The organism is Nocardioides hwasunensis, assembly GCF_014779665.1.
In the GTDB taxonomy this organism is placed as follows: Bacteria; Actinomycetota; Actinomycetes; order Propionibacteriales; family Nocardioidaceae; genus Nocardioides; species Nocardioides hwasunensis.
Map to the genome: position 1 here is coordinate 308,856 of NZ_JACXYY010000001.1, position 23,149 is coordinate 332,004.

The following is a 23,149-nucleotide window of genomic DNA, read 5'->3' on the forward strand; positions in this document are numbered from 1 at the left end:
TTCACCCTTGGTCTGCTCGTGACCAGGGTCGCCCGGACGCATCACCGATGCACCGCCCCGGGGTCCCGCCGAACCGCACCTGCCACAGGGGGCGCGCCGGCCGGTCGGGTCGAGCACCGACAGACACCACCACTATGTCCGCGGCTGACCTGTGGCACTCGCGAGGAGCAACATCATGACCAACCTGATCGCCGAACTCGGCAACGTCCACAAGCGCGACGACGTCCCGGCCTTCCGCGCCGGTGACACCGTGAAGGTCCACGTGAAGGTCATCGAGGGCAGCCGCTCGCGTGTCCAGATCTTCCAGGGCGTCGTGATCCGGATCCACGGTTCGGGCATCGGTCGCACCTTCACCGTCCGCAAGGTCTCCTTCGGCGTCGGCGTCGAGCGCACCTTCCCGATCAACTCTCCGATCTTCGAGCAGATCGAGGTCGTGACCCGCGGTGACGTCCGCCGCGCCAAGCTCTACTACCTGCGCAACCTGCGCGGCAAGGCAGCCAAGATCAAGGAGCGCCGCGAGGCCTGATCCCCACCGGATCGTCGCGACCTCGGCCCTTGTGGCACGGGCTCGACCAGGGACTGGTTAGTCTCTGCGGGTGACTTCAGATGACCGCGGTTCTTCGTCCATTTCACCGGGCGAGGAACCGCGGTCTTCCATTTCCGGGGAGCCGGTGGACGACCCGGTGAGCGGCTCGACGAAGACGAGGACCAAGCCCAAGCGCAAGCAGCTCCCGCTGTGGCAGGAGACCATCCTGCTGCTGGCGGTGGCCCTGGTGCTCGCCGTCGTGATCAAGACGTTCTTCGTCCAGGCCTTCTACATCCCCTCGGAGTCGATGGAGCCGGGCCTGATCCTCAACGACCGGATCCTCATCCAGAAGGTCTCCTACTGGGGCGGCGGGGAGCCCGAGCGCGGCGACGTCGTGGTCTTCAAGGATCCCGGTGGCTGGCTGCCTCCCGAGGACTCGGCCGGCCCCACCAACCCCGTCGCCCAGGTGATGGCCAAGATCGGCCTGTATCCGACCGGTGGCCACCTCGTGAAGCGCGTGATCGGTGTCGCCGGCGACACCATCGAGTGCTGCGACGACCAGGGGCGGCTGATCGTCAACGGCGAGCCGATCGACGAGAGCGCGTTCGTGCGCCGCGGCGGCGCGACGTGCGACGGGCCGATGCCCACCAACGGCGCCTGCGACGAGGACTGGAAGACCGGACCGATCCCTGCGGGCCACATCTTCGTGATGGGTGACAACCGCTCGCGCTCGGCCGACTCGTCGCAGAAGATGTGCCGCCCCGACGAGACCGAGTGCGTGCCCGGGGAGGAGTTCGTGCCGGCCGACCTCGTGGTCGGCAAGGTCTTCGTGCTCCTGTGGCCCGCCGACCGGTTCCGCTGGAACACCCGCCCCGACGTGTTCGAGGACATCCCGGACCCGTCGTGACGCTTCCGCCCCAACCTGTGCCGGGCGGCGTGACCGTACGCCGTGACGCCGGGATCTACGGCTACGAGCGCGCCCTGCGCCGGGCCGGGCTCGACCCGATCGCCGGTGTCGACGAGGCGGGACGTGGCGCCTGCGCCGGGCCCCTGGTCGCCGGGGCGGTCGTGTTGCCGTCCGGCAAGGCCGGCATCGTCCCGGGGCTGGCCGACAGCAAGCTGCTCACGGAGGCCGCGCGCGAGCGCGTCTACGCCCAGGTCGTGCGGCGGGCACTCGCGTGGTCGGTCGTCGTGGTCGACAACGAGGAGTGCGACCGGCTCGGCATGCACGTCGCCAACGTCGAGGCGCTGCGCCGCGCGGTCGCGCGGCTCGGGACCCGGCCGTCCTACGTCCTCACCGACGGCTTCCCCGTCGACGGGCTCGGCGTGCCCGGGCTCGCGGTGTGGAAGGGCGACCGGGTCGCCGCCTGCATCGCCGCGGCCTCCGTCATCGCCAAGGTGACGCGCGACCGGCTGATGGTCGGCCTCCACGAGGAGTGGCCGGCGTACGACTTCCGGACCCACAAGGGCTACATCACCGACGTCCACGAGGCGGCCCTGGCCGAGCACGGCCCCTCGCCCGTGCACCGGATGCGGTTCGTCAACGTGCGCCGCGCGGCGGGCCTCGAGCCCGTCGAGGACCGGGCCACTAGTGTCGGCACCGAGCAGACCGGCACCGGACTCGACAGCATGGAGGAGGACGCATGAGCGCCGAGGATCTCGAGAAGTACGAGACCGAGATGGAGCTCACGCTCTACCGCGAGTACCGCGACGTGGTCGGCATCTTCAAGTACGTCGTGGAGACCGACCGCCGCTTCTACCTCTGCAACCAGGTCGACGTGAAGGCCCGCTCCGAGAGCGGCGACGTCTTCTTCGAGGTGTCGATGACCGACGCGTGGGTGTGGGACATGTACCGCCCCGCCCGGTTCGCCAAGAACGTGAAGGTGCTGACCTTTAAGGACGTGAACGTCGAGGAGCTCGCGTCGGCGGAGATCGATCCGCTCAAGGACTGATCCCGGGCCACGAACCGTCCACAGGCCGCCCTTTGCGCTGCCTGTCCACAGCCCGTACGCCGACCTCGCCGGCGTCGTCGGTGCGCCGCGATGTGCTGGTGCCTTCCCGATCCAGCACCCGGAAGGCGACCACGATGGCTCGACCGGCACCCGCCCACCCCTTCGTCCCCGACCCCGCGGCGGCGCGCAAGCGCCTGCTCGGTGAGCGCGGTGAGACGATCGCCGCGCGCCACCTGGTGGGTCGCGGCATGGTCGTGCTCGACCGCAACTGGCGCTGTGACGCCGGCGAGATCGACCTCGTCCTCCGCGACGGGCGGGTGCTGGTCATCTGCGAGGTCAAGACCCGCTCCTCGACCGACTACGGCGCACCGCTGGAGGCGGTCGACCGGCGCAAGGCCGATCGGCTGCGACGACTGGGGGCCCGGTGGCTGCGCGCGCACGACCACCACGTCGACGACGTCCGCATCGACCTGGTCGGTGTGCTGGCCCCACCCGGACGGCCGGTCGAGGTCGAGCACGTCGAGGGGATCGGCTGATGGCCTTCGCCACCGCCCGGTCGCTCGCGCTCAAGGGCGCTGACGGGCACGTGATCGACGTGCAGGTCGACGTGTCACCCGGCCTGCCCACCACCACGATCATCGGACGGGTCGACAAAGGACTCTCCGAGGCCCGCGACCGGGTGCGGATGGCGATCAACAACGACTGCGGCCGGTGGCCGGCCACCAAGCGGGTCACGATCCTGCTCGCTCCGGCCGACCTCCCCAAGGGCGGCACCCACTACGACCTGGCCATCGCCGTCGCCGTGCTGGCCGCCGACAAGCAGCAGCAGGACCTCCTGCCCGAGCACCTCGAGGGATGGGCCTTCGTGGGGGAGCTGTCGGTGTCGGGTGGGCTGCGTCCGGTGCCCGGCGTGCTGCCGATGGTGATCGCCGCCGCGGCGCACGGGCTCGAGCGGGTCTTCGTCCCGGAGCCGCAGGCGGCCGAGGCCGCTCTGGTGCCGGGCATGACCGTGTTCGGTGTGCGCTCGCTGGCGCAGGTCGCGGCCGTCCTGCGGGGTGTGGAGGTCCCCGAGGCGGACCCGGTCGCAGCGCCCTCGGCGAGTCCGCTCGCGACGTGGCGTGGAGACGACCGGCTCGACCACCTCGACCTGCGCGACCTCGACGGGCTGGACGACGTCCGCTACGCCGTCGAGGTCGCCGCGGCCGGCGCTCATCCCCTGATGCTCATCGGCCCGCGTGGCACGGGGAAGACGTCGATCGCCGAGCGGATCCCGACGATCCTGCCCGACCTGAGCACCGAGCAGGCCCTGGAGGTGACCGCGCTCCACTCGGTCGCGGGCATCCTGCCGGAGGGCAGCGGTCTGCTGCGCCGGCCACCGTGGTTCGCCCCGCACCACTCCGCGACCGCGGCCAGCGTGCTGGGAGGGGGCACGGGTCGCGTGCGCCCGGGGCAGGTCAGCCTGGCCCACCACGGGGTGCTCTTCCTCGACGAGTTCCCGCACTTCCGCTCCGACGTCATCGAGGCGATGCGCCAACCGCTCGAGTCAGGTGAGGTGTCGATCGCCCGCGGCGACGAGTCCGCGACCTATCCGGCGCGCTCGCTGGTGGTGCTGGCGGCCAACCCGTGCCCGTGCGGCAACTTCCACGGGACCTCGGGCGGCGCGTGCGAGTGCTCGGAGGTCCAGCGGGTCCACTACCGCCGCAAGCTCACCGGGCCGATCCTCGACCGGGTCGACATCTGGATGGAGGTCCGCTCCCAGGCCGGCCGGCGCGGCTCGTTCGGGCCGGGTCCGGAGTCGTCGGCCGACGTGCGGGCACGCGTGGCCGACGCGCGGGAGCGACAGGCGCGCCGCTTCCGCCACTGTCCGTGGCTGCTGAACGCCTCGTGTCCCGGTCCGGTGCTCGCGGAGCACTGGCCACTCGAACCGGACGGCCAGCATGCGATCGATGTCGAGCTCTCCGACGGCAGGCTGACCCGTCGGGGCCTCACCCGGGTCCAGCGGCTGGCCTGGACGGTGGCCGACCTGGCGGGTGTCGCGCGTCCTGGCGAGCCCGAGGCCGCCATCGCCCTGGCGCTTCGCTCCGACGACGCCAGCCGCCCCGTTCCCACCCGAGCCGTCCCGGTGGCTGCGTCGTGACCGGGCCCACGGCCGGCGCGGTGACCGAGTCCGAGCGGCTCGCCCGGGTCGCGCTGAGCTGCGCGGTGGAGCCGGGTGACCGCACCACCTCGACGATGATCCTCGACCTGGGCGCCGAGAAGGCGCGGGAGGCATCGCTGGACCCCAAGGCCGGCAGTGGGCTCGCCGATCGGCTGCGCGAGGTCGACCCGGTGCGGTGCCTCGAGCAGGCCGCGCGGTGCGGGATCCGGTTCCTGGTCCCCGGCGACCCCGAGTGGCCCACGCGCCTCGACGACCTCGACCACGCGATGGTGGAGGGCACCTTCGGTGGCACCCCTCCGGGCATCTGGGTCAAGGGGCCGATGCCCCTGACCGAGCTCGAGACCTCCGTGGCCGTCGTGGGATCGCGGTCGTCCTCCGTCTACGGCAGGGAGATGACCCGGATGCTGGCCTCGCACCTGGCTCTGTCCGGCATCCCGGTCGTGTCCGGTGGAGCGCTGGGCATCGACTTCGAGGCCCACGACGCGACGCTGGGCGCCCACGGCGCCACCGTCGCGGTGCTCGCCTGCGGTGTGGACCGCGTCTACCCGGAGGCCAACCGTGTGCTGCTGCAGCACCTCGCGGCCGAGTTCGCCGTCGTGTCCGAGCAGCCGTCGGGGTCCGCACCCACACGACCGCGCTTCCTCGCCCGCAACCGGCTGATCGCGGCCCTGACCCGCGGCACGGTGGTCGTCGAGGCCGCCCTGCGCAGCGGAGCCCTGAACACCGCCGGCTGGGCCGAGCTGCTGAGCCGGCCGGTGATGTGCGTCCCCGGCCCGGTGACGAGCTACACGTCCCGAGGGGTCAACAACTGGGTCCGGCAGGGGAGGGGCACCGTGGTCACCCACGGGTCGGAGGTGCTCGAGCTGATCGGCGAGGCAGGCGAGCACCTGGTGGAGGAGCCGCGCGGGGAGGAGCGGCCGCGCGACTCCCTCACGAAGGTCGAGCAGCACGTCCTGGAGTGGGTGCCGGTCAGTGCGTCCGTCGGCGCGGACTCGATCGCACGGCTCGCCTCGATGCACGTCCGCGACGCGACCAGCACGTTGCGGCGGTTGCGCGACAAGAGGTTCGTCCGACTCACCGACGAGGGATGGCGGCTCGCGCCTGACGTGTGAGGCCGCCCCGGCCCGCCTAGGCTCGGAGCGTGAGCGAGCAGGAGACCACGGGTCAGCCGGCGGCCGAGGAGCCGGAGGAGCCCGGCCTGCCCGAGTCGATGGTCCGGCTGCTGGGCGACTACGAGCGCCACCTCGTCTCCGAGCGCGACCTCACACCCCACACCGTGCGGGCCTACCTGGGCGACGTCTCCGGGCTGCTCGACCACTGCACACGGCTGGGGCTCGACGACGTCACCGACCTCGACCTGCGCGCGCTGCGGAGCTGGCTGGCCCGGATGCAGACGACGGGGCGCAGCAGGACCACGATCGCCCGTCGCGCCACCGCCGCACGGGTGTTCACCGCGTGGCTCCACCGCACGGGCCGGCTGCCGACCGACCCGGGCGCCGCGCTGGGGTCGCCCAAGAAGCACAAGACGCTGCCGCCCGTGCTCCGCGCCGACGAGGCCGAGTCGCTGATCCGGGCGGCCGCCGAGCGCGCCGACGACGGCACCCCGGTGGGCCTGCGCGACGTCGCGATGCTCGAGCTGCTCTACGCCTCCGGCATCCGGGTGGGCGAGCTGGTCGGCCTCGACATCGACGACGTCGACGACGGGCGCCGCGTCGTGCGGGTCTTCGGCAAGGGACGCAAGGAGCGGTCGGTCCCCTACGGCACGCCTGCCGGCCGGGCCATCGACCGGTGGCTCGCCACAGGGCGACCGGCCCTGCGGGTCGAGGGGTCCGGCGCCGCGCTCTTCCTCGGCGTGCGCGGGCGTCGCATCGACCAGCGCGCGGTCCGCGACCTCGTGCACCGCCGCGTCGCCGACGTACCCGGCGCGCCCGACATCGGTCCCCACGGCCTGCGCCACACCGCCGCGACGCACCTGCTCGAGGGCGGCGCTGACCTGCGCTCGGTCCAGGAGCTCCTGGGCCATGCCTCGCTCGCGACGACGCAGCTCTACACCCACGTCACCACGGACCGCCTGCGCCGGGCCTATCAGCAGGCCCACCCACGCGCCTGAGCGCAGACACGTCCGGGACGTCATGGCCGGCGGTCGTGCCCGCGACCGGCCGACATGACGTACGTCCACAGCGTCATGGCGATCGGTCGTCCGGCCGACCAGCGCCCATGACGTTCCCGCCGGAGTCGTCAGCCCCTGATCGGACCGGTCGCTCAGGCGGCCCAGTCCACCGGACGCCGCCACAGCTCGATCGGGGGAGCCCAGCGGGTTGTCCACGGCCGACGTGTGCTCGTCGGGGCGTCGCGCCACAGCGGCAGCAACCTGATCGGACCACCGCCGACGAGCGTCAGCGGGTCGACGTACGTCTCGTCGTCCCCGGTGCCCTCGATCAGTCCCCAGTGCAGGCACGCCGCCGGGAAGCAGTGGCTGTGGGGGACGACGAGACGACCGAGCACGTCGCCCGCGGACACCTGCTGCCCGCGCTCGACCGAGGCGACGACGGGCTCGTAGGTCGTCCGCCGACCATCGTGGCGCACCGTGACGACCGGCTTGCCGCCGATCGCGCCGGCGAAGGCCACCGTGCCGGGCAGTGCCGTCCGCACGGCCTGACCCGGTGATCCCGCCAGGTCGGCACCGCGATGGCCGGCGGCGTACGGGTTCGGTGGCGGCTCGAAGCCGTGCACGACCTCGGGCTCGGGACTGAGGGGCCACACCCCGCGCGGCTCGTCCGGACCCGCGTGCACGGGCGCCGGGAGCAGGACGACCAGGGTGAGCAGAGCAGGGACGAGGCGGGCTCTCATCGCCCGAGACTGACCGGTCGCCGACCCGACCGCCAGCCCGACCGGCCGGGCCTGTGGAGGAGGGCCCGCGGAGCCGGTCCGGGGACGGTTGGTGGCCGTGCCGCGGAGGCGTTGGCCACGCTCAGCCCACGCTCAGCCCGGCGGCGTCCGGCGATTCGCCCGGCGCGGGTCTCTGGCCTACGATGTGCGGAGCAGTCCTCACGGACTGACTTCGCACGCCCACCGACCGCGGCGGAACGCATCCCTGGTTCCGCACCGACCGTGGACGTCGTCCCTCAGTTCCCACCAGCTCCAGGTCGATCGGAGCGGGTGCGGATCGGGTCGGCGTGTGAGCGTCAGGGCTCCCGGCACCCGTCGGGCGCAGCAACTGAAAACAACAGGAGTCACGCTCCCGGCACGGCCTGTCCCAAGGTCGCGCACATCGGCACTGCGCCGTCGAGGAGTGGGCCTCCGCAACAACAGGAGATCCCATGGCAGTCGTCACCATGCGCCAGCTGCTCGAGAGCGGCGTCCACTTCGGTCACCAGACCCGTCGGTGGAACCCCAAGATGAAGCGCTTCATCATGACCGAGCGCAACGGCATCTACATCATCGACCTGCAGCAGTCGCTCGCCTACATCGACCGGTCCTTCGCCTTCGTGAAGGAGACCGTCGCCAAGGGCGGTGTCGTGATGTTCGTCGGCACCAAGAAGCAGGCGCAGGAGGCCATCGCCGAGCAGGCCACCCGCGTCGGCATGCCCTACGTCAACCAGCGCTGGCTCGGTGGCATGCTCACCAACTTCCAGACCGTGCACCAGCGGATCAACCGTCTCAAGGAGCTCGACGACGTCGACTTCGAGACGGTGGCCGGCTCGGGTCGCACCAAGAAGGAGCTCCTGCAGATGAAGCGGGAGCACACCAAGCTCGAGAAGACCCTGGGCGGCATCCGCGAGATGACCAAGGTCCCCTCCGCGGTGTGGATCGTCGACACCAACAAGGAGCACCTCGCCGTCGAGGAGGCCCGCAAGCTGCGGATCCCGATCATCGGCATCCTCGACTCCAACTGCGACCCCGACCTCGTCGACTTCCCGATCCCGGGCAACGACGACGCCATCCGCGCGGTCGGCCTGCTGACCCGCGTGGTCGCCGACGCCGTCGCCGAGGGCCTCATCGCCCGGTCCGGCGCGAAGGCCGGCGACGCCGGTGAGTCCGTCGGTGCCGAGGAGCCCCTCGCCGAGTGGGAGCGCGAGCTCCTCGCCGGTGACGCCGAGAAGACCGCTGCGGCCGCCACCGGCGACGCCGCCGCCGAGACCCCGGCCTCCGAGGCCACCGGTGCCGCGTCCGAGGCCCCGCAGGCCGACGCCGCTGCCGACGCCGCGACCGAGGCCCCCGCCGAGGACGCTGCTGCCGAGGCCCCTGCCGACGCTGAGGCGGCCCCCGCGGCCCCTGCCGACGCCGAGGCGCCTGCCGACGACGCTGCTGCCGAGGTGCCCGCCGAGGCCGAGGCCGCCAAGCAGGACTGATTGCCCGCACGCCGGTCACGGGCCACCGCCCGTGACCGGCGTACGTGTCGTCCCCCACCCACTCGCCCGACGCCCCCGCAGGGAGCGGGCACCCCGAACTCGAGGAAGAAGGACCATGGCCAACTTCACCGCTGCCGACGTCAAGAAGCTCCGTGAGCTGACCCAGGCCGGGATGATGGACTGCAAGAAGGCGCTGACCGAGACGGACGGCGACTTCGACAAGGCCGTCGAGCTGCTTCGCGTCAAGGGTGCGGCCAAGGCCGCCGCCCGCGGTGCCGAGCGCGAGACCGCTGCCGGCCTCGTCGCCACCGCCGGCAACGCGCTGGTCGAGCTCAAGAGCGAGACCGACTTCGTCGCCAAGAACGAGGACTTCATCGCCAAGGCGCAGCAGATCGCCGAGGTCGCCAACACGGTCAAGGCCGCCGACACCGACGCCCTGAAGGCCGCTGAGCTCGACGGCAAGACCGTCGGCGAGGTGGTGCAGGACCTGGCGATCACCATCGGCGAGAAGATCGAGCTGGGTGAGGTCGCCTACTTCGACGGCACCACCGTGACCTACATGCACAAGCGTGCCGCCGACCTGCCGCCGGCCGTCGGCGTGCTCGTCGAGTTCGAGGGTGACGAGGCCGCCGCGCGCGCCGCTGCCATGCAGATCGCCGCGATGAAGGCCCAGTACCTCACCCGCGACGAGGTCCCCGCCGAGGTCGTCGAGTCCGAGCGCTCGATCGCGGAGCAGAAGACCCGTGAGGAGGGCAAGCCCGAGCAGGCGATCGCGAAGATCGTCGAGGGTCGCCTCGGTGGCTTCTACAAGGAGATCGTCCTGCTCGAGCAGGAGTCGGTCACCGAGTCCAAGAAGTCGGTCAAGGCCGTCCTGGACGCCGCCGGCACCACGGTCACCCGCTTCGCCCGCTTCGAGGTCGGCGCCTGACGCACCGGAGCACGCACGCGGCAGCGTTGTCGTCGGTCGACGGGGAAACCCGCCCCGCCTTCCCTCCTCCGCCTTGCCTCGCACGCACTCCGACACGTCAGGACACCTGACGCACGCTCCACCCGCGCATCGACGGGGCCCGTACGCATCGGCGTACGGGCCCCGCTCGCATCTCGGGCGGTGCTCCACCGACCCTCGTGCCGAGGGTGTGAATCCCTCCGCACGCACCGCCGCGTGGGGGACGCGGGTTCGACCGGCGAGCCGTCGGCCGGTAGGTTTCGTCTGACCCACCCAGCCGTGTGAAGGGATCGTCAGTGACGGCCTACGACCGTGTCCTCCTCAAGCTCTCGGGTGAAGTGTTCGGCGGGGGAGAGGTGGGGCTCGACCTCGACGTCATCAACGCCCTGGCGGCCGAGGTGGCCGACGTCGCCAAGGCCGGCGTCCAGATCGCCATCGTCGTCGGCGGTGGCAACTTCTTCCGCGGCGCCGAGCTGCAGCAGCGCGGCATGGAGCGCGCGCGAGCCGACTACATGGGCATGCTCGGCACGGTGATGAACTGCCTGGCGCTCCAGGACCTGATCGAGAAGCACGGGGTCGAGACCCGGGTGCAGACCGCGATCACCATGGGACAGGTCGCCGAGCCCTACATCCCGCGGCGCGCGATCCGGCACATGGAGAAGGGCCGCGTCGTGATCTTCGGCGCGGGCGCCGGGATGCCGTTCTTCTCGACCGACACGGTCGCCGCGCAGCGCGCGCTCGAGACCCGCTGCGAGGTCATCCTCATGGGCAAGCAGGGCGTGGACGGCGTCTACGACTCCGACCCCAAGTCGAACCCGGCGGCGGTCAAGTTCGACGAGCTGACCTACGACGAGTACCTCGCGCGTGACCTCAAGGTCGCCGACGCCACCGGCATCGCCATGGCCCGTGACAACCGGATGGACATGGTCTTCTTCAACCTCTCCACCCCCGGCAACATCGGGCGCGCCGTGCGGGGTGAGAAGATTGGCACGCTGGTGAGCAGCTCGGCCTGACCGGGCCGACGACCGCCCCGCACCCGACGTACGACGAGAGAGAGCCACCGTGATCAACGACGTCCTGAACGATGCCGACGCCAAGATGGACAAGTCCGTCGAGGCCACCCGCGAGGAGTTCGCCGCGATCCGCGCCGGCCGCGCCAACCCGGCCATGTTCGCGAAGATCACGGCCGACTACTACGGCACCCAGACCCCGCTGCAGCAGCTGGCGAGCTTCACCTCCCAGGATGCGCAAACCATCCTGATCGCGCCGTTCGACCTCGGCGCGATGGGCGCGATCGAGCGCTCGATCCGCGACTCCGACCTCGGGGTGAACCCCTCCAACGACGGCCGTGTGCTGCGCTGCGTCTTCCCGGCCCTGACCGAGGAGCGGCGCAAGGAGTACATCAAGCTCGCCAAGGGCAAGGCCGAGGACGGTCGCGTCTCGGTGCGCAACGTGCGCCGCACCGCCAAGCAGGCCCTCGAGAAGCTCGAGAAGGACGGCGAGGTCGGCAAGGACGACGTCACGGGCGCCGAGAAGCGGCTCGACGCATCCACCAAGAGCCACACCGACAAGATCGACGAGCTGCTCAAGCACAAGGAAGCCGAGCTGCTCGAGGTCTGAGCGCTGCCCCCATGACGACATCCGAACCGCCGGCGCCCGATCCCACGACCGCGCCGCCGAAGGACCACGGTCGGGCCGGACGTGACCTGCCTGCTGCCATCGGGTCGGCGGTCGTGCTCATCGGCGCGATCCTGCTGTCGCTCTTCTTCTGGAAGACCGCGTTCATGGTCATCGTCGTGGCGGCGGTGGTCGTGGCGATCTGGGAGCTGCACAAGGGCCTGGGCGCCAAGGACATCGACATCCCCGAGCAGCCGCTCATGCTCGGAGGGGCCGTCATGGTGGTCGTCGCCTACTTCTGGGGCGCGCCCGCCCTGGTCACCGCCACCGCCGTCACCGCGCTGGTGATCATGCTCTGGCTGCTGCGCCGGGGGGTCGACGGCTACGTCAAGAACGCGACCGCGGCGGTCTTCACCCTCGTGTACGTCCCCTTCCTCGGGTCGTTCGTCGCGCTGCTGCTCGGCGAGGGAGGAACCAGCCCCGCCCTCGGCTTCGACCTGGACGACCTGGGCGTGCGGGGCATCATCACCTTCATCGCCATCACGGTCGCCTCCGACACCGGGGGCTACGTCGCCGGTGTCCTCTTCGGCAAGCACCCGATGGCCCCGGTCATCTCGCCGAAGAAGTCGTGGGAGGGATTCGCGGGCTCGGCCGTCGCCTGCGTCGCGGTGGGGGTGTGGCTGGTGACCGCGTTCCTCGGCGGCGACTGGTGGGTCGGCCTGCTGCTCGGCCTCATCACGGCGGCGATGGCCACGCTCGGCGACCTCTGCGAGTCGGTCATCAAGCGCGACCTCGGCATCAAGGACATGAGCCAGGTGATCCCGGGCCACGGCGGCCTGATGGACCGGCTCGACTCGCTGCTCGCCACCATCGCGCCCATCTGGCTGATCCTCCACTACCTGGTCTACTGAGCGCCTCGCGATGCGTCTGCTCGTCACGGGTGGTCGGACCGGCTACCTCGGTCGTCATGTCGTCCGGGTGGCCGCGGCCGCGCGCCACGACGTGCTGGCGGTCGGGTCTGCGGACGCCGACGTACGCGACCGCGCGGCGGTGGACGCCCTGGTCGAGCGGCTCCGCCCCGACGCGCTCGTGCACACGGCCTACGTCCAGGCGGACCCGGAGGTCACCGCGACAGGATCGGCGCACGTCGCCGCGGCGGCGGCGGCCCACGGCGCCCGGATGGTCCTGGTGTCCAGCGACGTCGTCTTCGGCGGCGCCGACCAGCCGTATCCCGAGACCGCTCCCACCGATCCCGTCTCGCCCTACGGGGAGGCGAAGGTCGTCGCCGAGCGCGCCGTCCTCGCCGCGTGCCCGGCCGCGGTGGTGGCGCGCACCTCGCTGATCCTCGGCGACAGTGATTCGCCCCACGAGCGCCTGGTCCGCTCGCTCGCAGCCGGGGCCGACGGCGGCCTGTTCGAGGACGAGCGACGGTGCCCGGTCCACGTGGTCGATCTCGCCGAGGCCCTGGTGGAGCTGGCCGGCAACGACGTCCGCGGCGTCCTGCACGTCGCGGGCGCCGACGGCATGAGCCGCTACGAGCTCGGCCGCCTGATCGCGCGGCGCGACGGCCTCGATCCCGAGACGCTGCGCCCGACCAGCCGCGTCGCGCTCGCCGTCCCGGGTCCCGTCGACGTACGCCTCGACTCGACCCTCGCCGCACAGGTGCTCTCCACGCGCCTGCGCGGTGCGCGGGAGTTCCTGTGACCCTCCGTGCGTGTGCGCGGAAATCCGTGTCACCGCGTGCCTCGCCGCGCGCAGCCGCTCCGAGCACCTAGTCTGGAGGCGTGGAGACGGACGAGGCCCAGCAGGTGGAGCGGCCGGAGAAGCAGCACTTCGAGTGGTGGCACCACAGCCACCCCACCTTCGCCGGCATCACCGGGTTCTTCGCCGGCATGCTGTTCGTCACCGCCCTGCCCGGGGCGTTCATCGGAATCCTGCGGCTGCTCTTCAGCTACGAGACCGCCAGCAGCCTCTTCCCGCTCGTGCTGATCGCCCTCGTGCTGCCGATCACGATGCTGGTCAAGCGCAAGACCCGGCGGTTCGCGCAGTTCATGTTCATCGGCATGGTCGTCACCGCGCTCGCCACGCTCGGCGTGGCCTCGCTGGTGCTCTACTTCATGGCGGGCACCTGACCCGGCGCTGAATCGCCCCGGCAGCGCCCGGGATGGGAGACTCGCAGCGATGTCCGAGACTGTTGAGCCCATCAAGACCCTCCCGCTCGTCATGAAGGAGCCGCGGGGGCGCAAGAAGCCGCCCGCGCACCTCGCCGACCTCGACGAGGCGGGCCGCAAGGCGCTGCTCGAGGACATGGGGCTGCAGGGCTTCCGCGCCAAGCAGCTGTCCATGCACTACTTCGGGCGGCTCGTCGACGACCCGGCCGAGATGACCGACCTCCCGGCCGCCCAGCGCGACGACCTGGTCGCGGCTCTGCTGCCCGACCTGATGACGCCGCTGCGCACCATGGAGGCCGACAAGGGCACCACCCGCAAGACGCTCTGGAAGCTCTTCGACGGGGCACTCGTCGAGTCGGTGCTGATGCGCTACCCCGATCGGGCGACCGTCTGTGTCTCCAGCCAGGCCGGCTGCGGCATGGCCTGCCCGTTCTGCGCCACCGGCATGGGTGGCCTCGAGCGCAACATGTCGACCGCCGAGATCGTCGAGCAGGTCGTCGCCGGCGCGCGCTCGATGGCCCGCGGCGAGGTCCCCGGCGGCCCGGGACGCGTGTCCAACGTGGTCTTCATGGGCATGGGCGAGCCGCTCGCCAACTACAAGGCCGTCATCGGTGCCGTACGCCGCCTCACCGATCCCTCGCCGGCCGGCCTCGGGATGAGCGCCCGCGGGATCACCGTCTCCACGGTCGGCCTGGTGCCGCGGATCAACCAGCTCGCCGACGAGGGCATCCCGGTGACGCTCGCGCTCAGCCTGCACGCGCCTGACGACGAGCTGCGCAACGAGCTGGTCCCGATCAACACCCGCTTCTCGGTCGCCGAGACCGTCGAGGCCGCGTGGAACTACGCCGCCAAGACCAAGCGTCGCGTCTCCATCGAGTACGCCATGATGCGCGGCATCAACGACCAGGCGCACCGCGCCGACCTGTTGGCCGACGTCCTCAACTCCTACGGCGACTGGGGGTGGGTGCACGTCAACCTGATCCCGCTGAACCCGATCGAGGGCTCGAAGTGGACCGCCTCCGACCCGGCCGACGAGCGCGAGTTCGTCCGTCGGCTCGAGGCCAAGGGCATCCCGACCACGGTCCGCGACACCCGCGGCCGTGAGATCGACGGCGCCTGCGGTCAGCTCGCCGCCAAGGAGTAGCCGTGGCCGAGACGTGGACCGCCGACCTGCGCGGCCGGATCGACGAGCTCATCGAGGAGTACCGCACGGCACTGCGGGCGAGTCTCGACGGCCTCACCGAGGAGCAGGCGCGCGCCCGGCTCGTGCCCTCGAAGACCACCCTGCTCGGACTGCTGAAGCACGTGACCTACGTCGAGGGTGTCTGGTTCGACCAGGCCGTCAGCGCTCGCTCGACGAAGGAGATCGGCATCGCGAGCAGTCCCGACCGCTCGTTCACGCTGACGAAGGCCGACACCATCGAGTCGGTCCTGGCCGCGCACGCGGAGCGGTGCGAGCGCTCCCGACGGACGATGGCCGACCTCTCGCTCGCCGACACGGTGACCGGCCGCGGGGAGCGGGCGGTGTGGGCGCTCCAGCTCCAGGTGCTGCGCGAGCTGGCCCACCACGCGGGGCATGCCGACATCCTGCGCGAACAGCTGCTGGCAGGCGCCGACCCCGCTCCCTGAGCGTCGGTGAGCGTTCACGTGTCCTTTGCGTGGAGCGGTGCGTCCGTTGCGGCACGCTTCCTAGCGTCCGTGCCATGGACCTGCTCGAGAGGCGGCGTCGCAGCCGCACCGTCCCGGCACCCCTCCTCACCCTCCCGCTGACCCGTGCCGCCGGCGCCCGCCGGCTCCGCGTCCTCGTCGTCACCGAGTCCTTCCTGCCCCAGGTCAACGGCGTCACCAACTCCGTGCGCCGGGTGCTCGAGCACCTCGCCGCCGAGGGTCACGAGGCCGAGCTCGTCGCACCGACCGGCCCGGCGACGTACGCCGGCTTTCCCGTCACCCACGCCCGCGGCGCGAACCTGCCGTTCTACGCCGAGTTCCGCATCGGCCTGGAGACCCGCCGTCGGCTGCGCGCCGGGATGGAGCGCTTCGGTCCCGATGTCGTGCACATCGCCTCGCCCGCGACGCTGGGCTACCAGGCCGCGAGGGCGGCGCGGTCGCTCGGCATCCCGACCGTCGCGATCTACCAGACCGACCTCGTCGGCTTCGCGGACCGGTACGCCATTCCCGGCGGCGCCCGCGCCATGGAGGGCCTGACCCGCCGGATCCACCTCGGCGTGGACCGCACCCTCGCCCCCTCGAGCGCCAGCATCGACCAGCTCGGTCGCCTCGGCATCGATGCCGTCGCCCGGTGGCCGCGCGGCGTGGACCAGGTCCTCTTCGAGCCGGCCAAGCGGGACGAGGCCTTCCACGCCGAGCTCGCCCCGAACGGCGAGCTGCTCGTCGGGTACGTCGGCCGGCTCGCGCCCGAGAAGGAGCTCGAGCTGCTCGCCCACGTCGACCGGCTCCCGGGTGTGCGCCTGGTGCTGGTCGGCGGCGGCCCGGAGGAGGAGCGGCTCAGGGCGCTGCTGCCCGGCGCGGCCTTCCTCGGCCTGCTGCACGGCGACGAGCTCGCCCGCGCGTACGCGACGCTGGACGTCTTCGTGCACACGGGACGCCACGAGACCTACTGCCAGTCCGCCCAGGAGGCGCTCGCGAGCGGTGTGCCGGTCGTGGCGCCCCGCGCAGGTGGGCCGATCGACGTCGTCGACGACACCGTCGCGGGCTACCTCTACGAGCCCGGGGACGCCGAGGAGCTCGTGGCCCACGTCGAGCGCCTCGTCACCCAGCCGGTGCTGCGACGGAGGATGTCGATCGCGGCACGCGCCAGCGTGCGCGACCGCACCTGGCAGGCCGTCAACGAGCTGCTCGTCGAGCACTACCGCGACGTCAGCGCGCCGCCGTCCGTCAGCCGCCGACGCGCGAGCTGAGCGCCCCGACCATCTCGACCGCCTCGTCGACCGTGTCGACGAGGTGCACGGAGGGCTCCATCGCGCGACCGCGGGCGAGGGCCTGCAGGAGCGGCCACGCCGGGAGCTCCTCGGTCCAGTGGTGACGGCCGACCAGCACCATCGGCGCGACGGCCGACTCGTCGGCGTAGTAGTTCTCACAGGCGTCCTGGAAGATCTCCTGCACGGTGCCGCCGGCGCCAGGCAGGAAGACGATCCCAGCGTTGCAGACCTCCAGCAGCACGGCCTCGCGCGGCGCGTTGCGGAAGAACTTCGCGATGGCGGTCGCGAACGGGTTCGGCGGCTCGTGTCCGTAGTGCCACGTCGGGATGCCCAGCGACTCCCGGCCACCGGCAGTCGTCTCGACCACGTCGAACGCCGCTCGCACCCACGCGCCGATGTCGGGTCGGAACGACGGCACCCGGGCGAGGACGTCCAGTGCGGCCTCGAGGTCGTCGGGGACGAACGCCCCCAGGTTGGCCGCCTCCATCGCGCCCGGGCCGCCACCCGTGGCGACGGTCAGCCGGGAGCCCAGCGTGTGTCCGAGCCGGGCAGCATCGGCGTACGCCCGGCTCCCGCGCTCGACCGCGTGCCCGCCCATCACGCCCACGACGTCGCGGCCGGCGACCCAGGCGGCCAGCGCGTCGTCGACGTGGTGGTCGTGCAGCGCTCGCGCCAACGTGTCCTCGGACCGGGTGCCGCTGCGTGACCACGCGTAGGCGCGGGCATCGAGGGTGTCGGGGTAGTCGGGAGCGTCGTAGAGGTCGGTGGGGGAGTAGAGCGAGGACCGGTAGGGGTCGACCGGGATGCCGGGGATCTGCGGCAGCACCACCCCGCCCGCACGGCGTACGGCGTCGTCGTCACCGTCGGCGAACTCGCACCCGAGGAACAGCGACTGCGCCAGCGAGCACCGCAACAGGTCCGGGCCCCGCGCGGTCAGGTCCAGCCCGACCACGCGCCACCCCGCGAGGGAGCGCGCGCCGGCGGCGAGGCGGCGGTCGAGGTCGGCGAGCGTCGTGACGTCGAGGACACGTCCCTGGGAGTGCAGCACGAGCCCAACCTAGGTGGCCGATCAGAAGGCGTGCGCCATCAGCTCGCCGAACAGGTCGTGCTCGTCGACCTCGAGCCCGCGCGAGCGGAACCAGGCGCACATGTTGGCGCAGTCGCGCAGCAGGAAGTCCATGCCGCGGGGGTTGCCGACCAGGTCGACCACCTGCGGCAGGTCGATGACGACCAGCCGGTCGCCCGCGGCGAGGGTGTTGTAGGGCGAGAGGTCACCGTGCACGAGCCCGGCCTGGACGAGGGTCGCGAGTGCGTCGCGCAGCTGCTCGTAGTAGCCCTCGACCACCTCCCGCTCGGGGCGGACCTGCGCCACACGCGGTGCGGTCTCGATGACACCGTCGACGTCGACGGTGATCCACTCCATGAGGATCTCGGTCCCGTCGATCTGGACCGGGTAGGGGACGGGCAGTCCGAGCTCCCAGCAGCGGCGCAGGGCGTTCCACTCCGAGATCGCCCACTCCCCGGCCGCGACCTGCTTGCCCCACGTCGACTTGCGCTTGAGCGCGCGCTCGTCGCGGGAGCGCTTCATCGAGCGTCCCTCGGTGTAGGCGGCCGCGCGGTGGAAGGTGCGGTGATCGGTGTCGCGATAGCGCTTGGCGGCCATCACGACGTCGGACCCGGACACGTGCGGGTCCTCGCGCTCGAGCAGGAAGACGTTGGCCTCCTTGCCGGTCTTGAGGATGCCGAGGTCGGTGTCGATGGCGCCGCTGGAGGTCACGACCCAGTCGGGGCGCGGCTCGGGGCCCTTCATCAGGGCCTCGAGGTCCTCCCAGCGGGACCATCGTCGACCCTCGCCGAGCTCGTCGGCGTAGGTGTCGTAGGAGAAGACGAACGACTCGTCGATGCCCTCGGTGGGCGAACGGTCGTCAGGCCGGAGGAAGTCCTCCGGGAACTGGTGGTGCGGGGTGTGCGACACGGTGACTCCGGTGGTGTGAAAGGTGGTCGGCGGGCAGGCCGAGGACAGTGATGGACATGTCACGGCTCCTCTCACGTCACGGGCGGCGCGTCTCGCCGCCCGGGGAGTACGCCGGTCAGTCTGGGGCACCTGGGCGCGCACCGCATCCGATTTTGTCCGCTAGGTTCGGACGGTGACCACACGCTCCCTGCCCCGGACCCTGCTCTCCGTCGCCGCGTCCGCCACGCTGCTGGCCGGACTCGCCGGTGCGCCCGCCACGGCCGCCGCTGTGCCGGTCGACGGTGCTGCGGGGATCGGCGACCCCTACTGGCCGCTCGACGGCAACGGCGGCATCGACGTGTCGACCTACAAGGTCGACGTGCGCTACGGGCTGGCGACCAAGCGGCTGCGTGGCACCACCACCGTGAAGCTCACCGCGACCGAGGACCTCGCGAGCTTCTCCCTCGACTTCCTGCTCGACGTCTCGAAGGTCACCGTCGGCGGCAAGAAGGCCGCCTTCACGAAGACCGACGGTGGCCACGAGCTGCGGATCACCCCCACCCAGCCCCTCGCCGCGGGGTCGAAGCACTCCGTCGTGGTGACCTACGACGACCACCCCGACCGGCACTCCTACGCGGGTGAGAAGAACTGGCTGGCGAGCCGGACCGAGGTCGTCGCGATGAACGAGCCCCACATGGCGCCGTGGTGGTTCCCGGCCAACGACCACCCGCTCGACAAGGCCGTCGTCGACGTCAAGGTCACCGTGCCCCAGGGGCGCGAGGTCATCGCCAACGGCAAGCTCAAGGGCCGCACGACCGGCAAGAGGTCGACCACCTGGCACTGGCGCGCCGACGAGCCCATGGCGCCCTACCTCGCGTTCTTCGCCGCCGGCGACTACACGATCGCGAAGGGCAAGCACCGCGGGCTGCCGTGGCTGGTCGCGGTCTCCGACGGCCTCGCCCCGGCCGACCGGGCCGCGAGCATGAAGCTGATGAAGAAGACGCCCCAGGTCGTCAGCTGGCTCGAGAAGGACCTCGGCGACTACCCGTTCTCGGTCGTCGGCGGGCTGACGACCGGCCTCAACCCCGGGTTCGCGCTGGAGAACCAGACCCGCCCGACCTACCCGGCGGTCGGCAGCAGCAACACCAGCCTCGTGGTGCACGAGCTGGCCCACCAGTGGTTCGGCGACGACGTCGCGGTGCACCACTGGAGCGACGTCTGGCTCAACGAGGGCTTCGCCACCTTCATGGAGTGGCGCTGGAACGAGACCCACGGAGGGCGCTCGGCCGACCGGATCCTGCGCAGCTACTACGACAACACCGACGCGGCCTCGGACTTCTGGAAGGTCGTGGTGAGCGACCCGGGTGCGGACAAGGTGTTCGACTCCGCGGTCTACGGCCGCGGCGGCATGGCGCTCCAGGCTCTGCGGAACCGCCTCGGGGACGAGGTCTTCTGGAAGGTCGTGCGCACCTGGCTCGAGGAGCAGAAGGGTGGCAACGGTGCGACCGACGAGTTCGAGGCCACGGCCGCGCGCGTCAGCGGTCAGGACCTCACCGCCTTCTTCGAGGCCTGGCTGCGCACTCCGGCCAAGCCCGCGGCCACCGCCGACAACGGTCTCGGCTGAGCCGAGCCGATGACGGACATCGCCTGGTTCAGGGCGCCCGCCGGCGACGACCCGGGCACCCTCAACGCCTGCTACAACGCCCTCGACGTCCACGTCATCCGTGGCCGCTCCGACGACGTCGCGCTCTCGGTCGGCGGCAGCGACCTCACCTTCGCGCGCCTGCTCACCGAGGTGGCGGCCTGCGCCGGGGTGCTGCGCGCCTTCGGTGTCGAGACCGGCGACCAGGTCGCCCTCGGCGCGGTCTCGCGCGAGACCGGCGTCCTGGTGGTGCTCGCGGCCGCCCGGGTCGGCGCCGTGGTGCAGTACGACGACTCGCCCGGCGCCGAAGGCAAGGTCGTGGTCCGCGCCGGCGGTGGTGAGGTGGTCTTCGCCGCCGGTGGCGACGAGATCCCGTGGGACGTCGCGATGCGGGCGGGGCGCACCGACCCGGCGGGCTGCGCCGACGTCCGCGGTGACGCGGTCCTGGCCCGGCACGGCAGTGACGAGCTCACGGTCCTGGCCGCGCTCGGCGCCTCCGACGTCCCGACGCCGCCGACGCCTCCGGGCGCCACGCTGCTCGAGGTCGCCGGCCTGCAGATCTGGTCGTTCGAGCCGCCCGGCGCCTAGCCGCGACGATGCCGTCGCCGCTGCACCAGGTGGGCGACCAAGAGGACGGCGGCCAGCACGAACGCCAGTCGCAGCAGCACCCCGGCCGCCTGCTCGGTGACCGCGGCGAGCGACGTCGGGGCGAACGCGGTGGCGACCACGCACGCGGCGAAGGCGAGCATCGCGAGGGCGATGAGGCGCACCGGCAGGGCGACCCGCGCCAGCACTCCGCGCGCCCAGAAGCGCAGGCCGCGTGGCACCTGGCGGGAGAACCACGCGACCATCAGGCCGGCCAGCCCGGCGTACACCGCGCCGGTCACCGCGCGCGACCACCAGGGCGCGTCGAGGGCGACCTGGAGCCGCAGCACCGAGAGGGCCACGAGCGTCGGCCAGACCAGCCGCATCGCGAACCGCACCAGGAGGGTGTCGAGGTTGCGGTGCACGACCGGCTCCTGCGGGATCGCCCCGGCCGCCGCGCTCAGGTGGCGTCCCGTGCGTCCGATCCGGAGACCCCGGTCGAGGTCGATCTTGGCGAGGTTGTTGTGGAGGTAGGGGTCGTGCGGGTTGATCCGGAGACCCTCCCGCAGCACCTTGCGACCCTCCCGGCGTCGCCCGAGACCGGCCAGGGCGAGTCCGAGCACGCTGTAGGCCGGTGTGGCACCCGGCTCGAGCTCGATCGCCCGGGCGGCCGCGTCGTGCGCCTCCTGGTGACGGGGCGGGCTCGAGCTCAGGAGCGCCCAGCCGAGCGCGTGGTGGCAGGCCGGCTCGTGCGGCTCGAGGGCGACTGCGCTCCCTGCGACCGCGACCGCGTCGTCGGCCCGCCCGTCACCGACCAGCGCCCACGCCAGCGCGACGTAGGCGTCGGCGAGGTCGGGGTCGGCGGCGACGGCGGAGCGGCCGGCCCCGACCGCCTCGTCGAAACGTCGCTGTCCGTCGAGGGCACGCGTCAGCACCACGAACGCCGGCGCCGACGTCGGATCCGCGGCGAGCGCCTCCAGGGCCGCGTGCTCGGCGTCGGCGGGCCGACCGAGCTCGAGCAGCGCGGACGCGCGCTCGAGGAGGTGGTCGACGTCGCTCATCGCAGGCGGGTCAGGTCAGCGCCGCTTGCGCAGCCACGTGGCGAGGTCGTCGTACTCGCCCGAGGCGTTGGCATAGAGCGCGACGTTGCGCGCGGTCTCCATCCAGGGGCCGATCGACGGCCGGAGCTCGGCCAGGGCGGCGTCGAAGTCGGTCATCCCGATCATCCGCACCTGTCCTGAGCCGACCGAGTCCATCAGGGCGTTCTCCGAGGCGGACTCGCAGAGGTGGGCGAGGTCGGCACCGCTGAAGCCGTCCGTGGCCTTGGCGAGCCTGCGGGTGTCGATGCGCTCCACGGGCCGGCCGCGCAGGTGCGTGCGCAGCACCGCCTCACGGGCGTCGCGGTCAGGTGGCAGCACGAGGAGGGTCCGGTCGAGCCGCCCGGGCCGGCGCAGCGCGGGATCGACGTCCCACGGGTGGTTGGTCGCGGCCAGCACGAAGACGCCCTCGTTGTCCGACCCCACGCCGTCGAGCTCGGTGAGCAGCTGGTTGACCGTGGTGCGGGCGCCGGAGCTCCGGTTGAGCGACCTCTTGCCGCCGATGGCGTCGAGCTCGTCGAGGAACAGCACGCACGGTGCCGAGCTGCGTGCGACCTCGAAGAGCTCCTTGACGTTGCGCTCGCTCTGGCCGATGTACATGTCGAGGACGTCGGCCAGCGAGACGTGCAGGAACGAGGCGCCGAGCTCGCCCGCCACGGCCTTGGCCAGGAAGGTCTTGCCGCACCCGGGCGGGCCGTAGAGGAGCAGCCCGCCGCGCAGGGACTTGCCGTAGAGCGCGCGGAGCTCGGGGTTGCGCAGGGGTGCGAGGAAGCTCGCCTCGAGTCGCTTCTTCACCTCCGTCAGCCCGCCGACGTCAGCGAGGCGGACGCCGACCTGCTCGACGTCGTACGGCGCCGGGCCGGGGTCCTCGGTCGTGCCGTCGACGAACATCGGGCCCACCCGCTCCCCGAGGTCGGACTCGGCGGCGTGCCAGTCGAACCCGGAGGACGGCTCGGACGGCTCGGCCGCAGGTGTCGGGGCGGAGGGAGGGGCCGGAGCCGGCGACGTCCCCATCGCCCGAGCCATCAGCTCGCGCGCCTCGACCGAGGTCGGCTCGGCGGCGAGTGCGGTCGCCACGTGCTCGATCGCCTCCGGCCCGCGACCGGCCTCGACGAGCAGGCTCGCCAGGTGCAGCCGGAGGGTCAGGTCGGCCGGTGCCGAGGTGACGGCGGCGGTGAGGCTCTCGATCAGTCGGTCGTCCACACCGCCA

25 protein-coding genes are annotated in these 23,149 nt (G+C 72.0%); 20 read left to right on the forward strand and 5 right to left on the reverse strand.

Translation table 11 applies throughout. The annotated features are described in order from the left end of the window. The first annotated feature begins 175 nt into the window (after window positions 1-175). The 8 genes from rplS (at window position 176) to IEZ25_RS01595 (ending at window position 6,746) form a co-directional block, all read left to right on the forward strand. Window positions 176-526, forward strand: coding sequence for a 50S ribosomal protein L19 (gene rplS / locus IEZ25_RS01560; RefSeq protein ID WP_191197630.1), 351 nt, complete (start codon window positions 176-178; stop codon window positions 524-526). Window positions 527-683: 157 nt separating this feature from the next. Then, window positions 684-1,433: a signal peptidase I gene (gene lepB, locus IEZ25_RS01565; RefSeq protein WP_318151982.1), complete on the forward strand. Its 750-nt coding sequence runs from the start codon at window positions 684-686 to the stop codon at window positions 1,431-1,433. 29 nt (window positions 1,434-1,462) lie between these two features. After that, complete coding sequence (locus IEZ25_RS01570) at window positions 1,463-2,173, forward strand: ribonuclease HII (protein ID WP_191197632.1); 711 nt, start codon at window positions 1,463-1,465, stop codon at window positions 2,171-2,173. Beyond that, the gene (locus IEZ25_RS01575) at window positions 2,170-2,478 is read left to right on the forward strand and encodes a DUF2469 domain-containing protein (protein ID WP_191197633.1); all 309 of its coding nucleotides are present in this window, start codon (window positions 2,170-2,172) and stop codon (window positions 2,476-2,478) included. The genes IEZ25_RS01570 and IEZ25_RS01575 overlap by 4 nt, the downstream gene beginning before the upstream one ends. A gap of 134 nt (window positions 2,479-2,612) precedes the next feature. Next, a complete protein-coding gene (locus IEZ25_RS01580; protein ID WP_191197634.1) occupies window positions 2,613-3,014 on the forward strand; it encodes a YraN family protein in 402 nt (133 codons plus the stop codon). Continuing rightward, window positions 3,014-4,615, forward strand: a complete 1,602-nt coding sequence (locus tag IEZ25_RS01585; protein ID WP_191197635.1) for a YifB family Mg chelatase-like AAA ATPase — start codon at window positions 3,014-3,016, stop codon at window positions 4,613-4,615. The genes IEZ25_RS01580 and IEZ25_RS01585 overlap by 1 nt, the downstream gene beginning before the upstream one ends. Next, complete coding sequence (gene dprA / locus IEZ25_RS01590; protein ID WP_191197636.1) at window positions 4,612-5,748, forward strand: DNA-processing protein DprA; 1,137 nt, start codon at window positions 4,612-4,614, stop codon at window positions 5,746-5,748. The genes IEZ25_RS01585 and dprA overlap by 4 nt, the downstream gene beginning before the upstream one ends. A gap of 98 nt (window positions 5,749-5,846) precedes the next feature. Then, window positions 5,847-6,746: a tyrosine recombinase XerC gene (locus IEZ25_RS01595; RefSeq protein ID WP_191198092.1), complete on the forward strand. Its 900-nt coding sequence runs from the start codon at window positions 5,847-5,849 to the stop codon at window positions 6,744-6,746. 152 nt (window positions 6,747-6,898) lie between these two features. On the opposite strand, the gene IEZ25_RS01600 is transcribed toward IEZ25_RS01595, so the two are convergent. Next, window positions 6,899-7,486, reverse strand: a complete 588-nt coding sequence (locus tag IEZ25_RS01600) for a M23 family metallopeptidase (RefSeq protein ID WP_191197637.1) — start codon at window positions 7,484-7,486, stop codon at window positions 6,899-6,901. 470 nt (window positions 7,487-7,956) lie between these two features. Here IEZ25_RS01600 and rpsB point away from each other — a divergent pair, with 470 nt between their 5' ends. From rpsB to IEZ25_RS01650, 10 genes are all read left to right on the forward strand, one after another. After that, window positions 7,957-8,988, forward strand: a complete 1,032-nt coding sequence (rpsB, locus tag IEZ25_RS01605; protein WP_191197638.1) for a 30S ribosomal protein S2 — start codon at window positions 7,957-7,959, stop codon at window positions 8,986-8,988. Between the two features lie 115 nt (window positions 8,989-9,103). After that, on the forward strand, window positions 9,104-9,916 hold the full coding sequence (tsf, locus tag IEZ25_RS01610; protein WP_191197639.1) for a translation elongation factor Ts: 813 nt from the start codon (window positions 9,104-9,106) through the stop codon (window positions 9,914-9,916). Between the two features lie 314 nt (window positions 9,917-10,230). Further along, the gene (gene pyrH / locus IEZ25_RS01615; protein ID WP_191197640.1) at window positions 10,231-10,947 is read left to right on the forward strand and encodes a UMP kinase; all 717 of its coding nucleotides are present in this window, start codon (window positions 10,231-10,233) and stop codon (window positions 10,945-10,947) included. 52 nt (window positions 10,948-10,999) lie between these two features. Continuing rightward, entirely contained in the window at window positions 11,000-11,554 is a 555-nt protein-coding gene (gene frr / locus IEZ25_RS01620; RefSeq protein ID WP_318152025.1) for a ribosome recycling factor, read from the forward strand. A gap of 11 nt (window positions 11,555-11,565) precedes the next feature. Then, the gene (locus IEZ25_RS01625; protein ID WP_191197642.1) at window positions 11,566-12,462 is read left to right on the forward strand and encodes a phosphatidate cytidylyltransferase; all 897 of its coding nucleotides are present in this window, start codon (window positions 11,566-11,568) and stop codon (window positions 12,460-12,462) included. Window positions 12,463-12,472: 10 nt separating this feature from the next. Further along, window positions 12,473-13,255 carry an SDR family oxidoreductase gene (locus IEZ25_RS01630; protein ID WP_191197643.1) on the forward strand — a complete coding sequence of 261 codons (783 nt, stop codon included), beginning with the start codon at window positions 12,473-12,475 and terminating at the stop codon, window positions 13,253-13,255. An 80-nt stretch (window positions 13,256-13,335) separates the two neighbouring features. Next, complete coding sequence (locus IEZ25_RS01635; protein WP_224748262.1) at window positions 13,336-13,683, forward strand: hypothetical protein; 348 nt, start codon at window positions 13,336-13,338, stop codon at window positions 13,681-13,683. Window positions 13,684-13,732: 49 nt separating this feature from the next. Then, a complete protein-coding gene (rlmN, locus tag IEZ25_RS01640) occupies window positions 13,733-14,866 on the forward strand; it encodes a 23S rRNA (adenine(2503)-C(2))-methyltransferase RlmN (protein ID WP_191197644.1) in 1,134 nt (377 codons plus the stop codon). Between the two features lie 2 nt (window positions 14,867-14,868). Next, window positions 14,869-15,351, forward strand: coding sequence for a DinB family protein (locus IEZ25_RS01645; protein WP_191197645.1), 483 nt, complete (start codon window positions 14,869-14,871; stop codon window positions 15,349-15,351). Window positions 15,352-15,425: 74 nt separating this feature from the next. Further along, complete coding sequence (locus IEZ25_RS01650) at window positions 15,426-16,640, forward strand: glycosyltransferase family 4 protein (protein ID WP_191197646.1); 1,215 nt, start codon at window positions 15,426-15,428, stop codon at window positions 16,638-16,640. On the opposite strand, the gene IEZ25_RS01655 is transcribed toward IEZ25_RS01650, so the two are convergent. Beyond that, window positions 16,618-17,709, reverse strand: a complete 1,092-nt coding sequence (locus IEZ25_RS01655; RefSeq protein WP_191197647.1) for an LOG family protein — start codon at window positions 17,707-17,709, stop codon at window positions 16,618-16,620. The two genes, IEZ25_RS01650 and IEZ25_RS01655, sit on opposite strands and share 23 nt — an antisense overlap. Before the next feature lie 21 nt (window positions 17,710-17,730). Beyond that, window positions 17,731-18,636, reverse strand: a complete 906-nt coding sequence (locus IEZ25_RS22065; protein ID WP_191197648.1) for a serine protein kinase RIO — start codon at window positions 18,634-18,636, stop codon at window positions 17,731-17,733. Window positions 18,637-18,808: 172 nt separating this feature from the next. Here IEZ25_RS22065 and IEZ25_RS01665 point away from each other — a divergent pair, with 172 nt between their 5' ends. Both IEZ25_RS01665 and IEZ25_RS01670 read left to right on the forward strand, forming a co-directional pair. Continuing rightward, window positions 18,809-20,239, forward strand: coding sequence for a M1 family metallopeptidase (locus IEZ25_RS01665; protein ID WP_191197649.1), 1,431 nt, complete (start codon window positions 18,809-18,811; stop codon window positions 20,237-20,239). 9 nt (window positions 20,240-20,248) lie between these two features. Continuing rightward, window positions 20,249-20,845 (forward strand): AMP-binding protein, encoded by a 597-nt coding sequence (locus tag IEZ25_RS01670; RefSeq protein ID WP_191197650.1) that lies wholly within the window; start codon window positions 20,249-20,251, stop codon window positions 20,843-20,845. Here IEZ25_RS01670 and IEZ25_RS01675 read toward each other — a convergent pair. Then, window positions 20,842-21,903 carry a tetratricopeptide repeat protein gene (locus tag IEZ25_RS01675; RefSeq protein WP_191197651.1) on the reverse strand — a complete coding sequence of 354 codons (1,062 nt, stop codon included), beginning with the start codon at window positions 21,901-21,903 and terminating at the stop codon, window positions 20,842-20,844. The two genes, IEZ25_RS01670 and IEZ25_RS01675, sit on opposite strands and share 4 nt — an antisense overlap. A 15-nt stretch (window positions 21,904-21,918) precedes the next feature. Then, a complete protein-coding gene (locus IEZ25_RS01680; RefSeq protein ID WP_318151983.1) occupies window positions 21,919-23,142 on the reverse strand; it encodes an AAA family ATPase in 1,224 nt (407 codons plus the stop codon). Window positions 23,143-23,149: the final 7 nt, after the last annotated feature.

Excerpts from the sequence above, each read along its gene's own strand:
- IEZ25_RS01580 (WP_191197634.1), top strand. The coding sequence starts at position 2,613 with ATGGCTCGACCGGCACCCGCCCACCCCTTCGTCCCCGACCCCGCGGCG.
- IEZ25_RS01595 (WP_191198092.1), top strand. The coding sequence starts at position 5,847 with ATGGTCCGGCTGCTGGGCGACTACGAGCGCCACCTCGTCTCCGAGCGC.
- IEZ25_RS01675 (WP_191197651.1), bottom strand. The coding sequence starts at position 21,903 with ATGAGCGACGTCGACCACCTCCTCGAGCGCGCGTCCGCGCTGCTCGAG.
- IEZ25_RS01650 (WP_191197646.1), top strand. The coding sequence starts at position 15,426 with ATGGACCTGCTCGAGAGGCGGCGTCGCAGCCGCACCGTCCCGGCACCC.
- IEZ25_RS01600 (WP_191197637.1), bottom strand. The coding sequence starts at position 7,486 with ATGAGAGCCCGCCTCGTCCCTGCTCTGCTCACCCTGGTCGTCCTGCTC.
- IEZ25_RS01670 (WP_191197650.1), top strand. The coding sequence starts at position 20,249 with ATGACGGACATCGCCTGGTTCAGGGCGCCCGCCGGCGACGACCCGGGC.
- rplS (WP_191197630.1), top strand. The coding sequence starts at position 176 with ATGACCAACCTGATCGCCGAACTCGGCAACGTCCACAAGCGCGACGAC.
- tsf (WP_191197639.1), top strand. The coding sequence starts at position 9,104 with ATGGCCAACTTCACCGCTGCCGACGTCAAGAAGCTCCGTGAGCTGACC.
- IEZ25_RS01575 (WP_191197633.1), top strand. The coding sequence starts at position 2,170 with ATGAGCGCCGAGGATCTCGAGAAGTACGAGACCGAGATGGAGCTCACG.
- rlmN (WP_191197644.1), top strand. The coding sequence starts at position 13,733 with ATGTCCGAGACTGTTGAGCCCATCAAGACCCTCCCGCTCGTCATGAAG.
- IEZ25_RS01630 (WP_191197643.1), top strand. The coding sequence starts at position 12,473 with ATGCGTCTGCTCGTCACGGGTGGTCGGACCGGCTACCTCGGTCGTCAT.
- IEZ25_RS01585 (WP_191197635.1), top strand. The coding sequence starts at position 3,014 with ATGGCCTTCGCCACCGCCCGGTCGCTCGCGCTCAAGGGCGCTGACGGG.
- IEZ25_RS01625 (WP_191197642.1), top strand. The coding sequence starts at position 11,566 with ATGACGACATCCGAACCGCCGGCGCCCGATCCCACGACCGCGCCGCCG.
- rpsB (WP_191197638.1), top strand. The coding sequence starts at position 7,957 with ATGGCAGTCGTCACCATGCGCCAGCTGCTCGAGAGCGGCGTCCACTTC.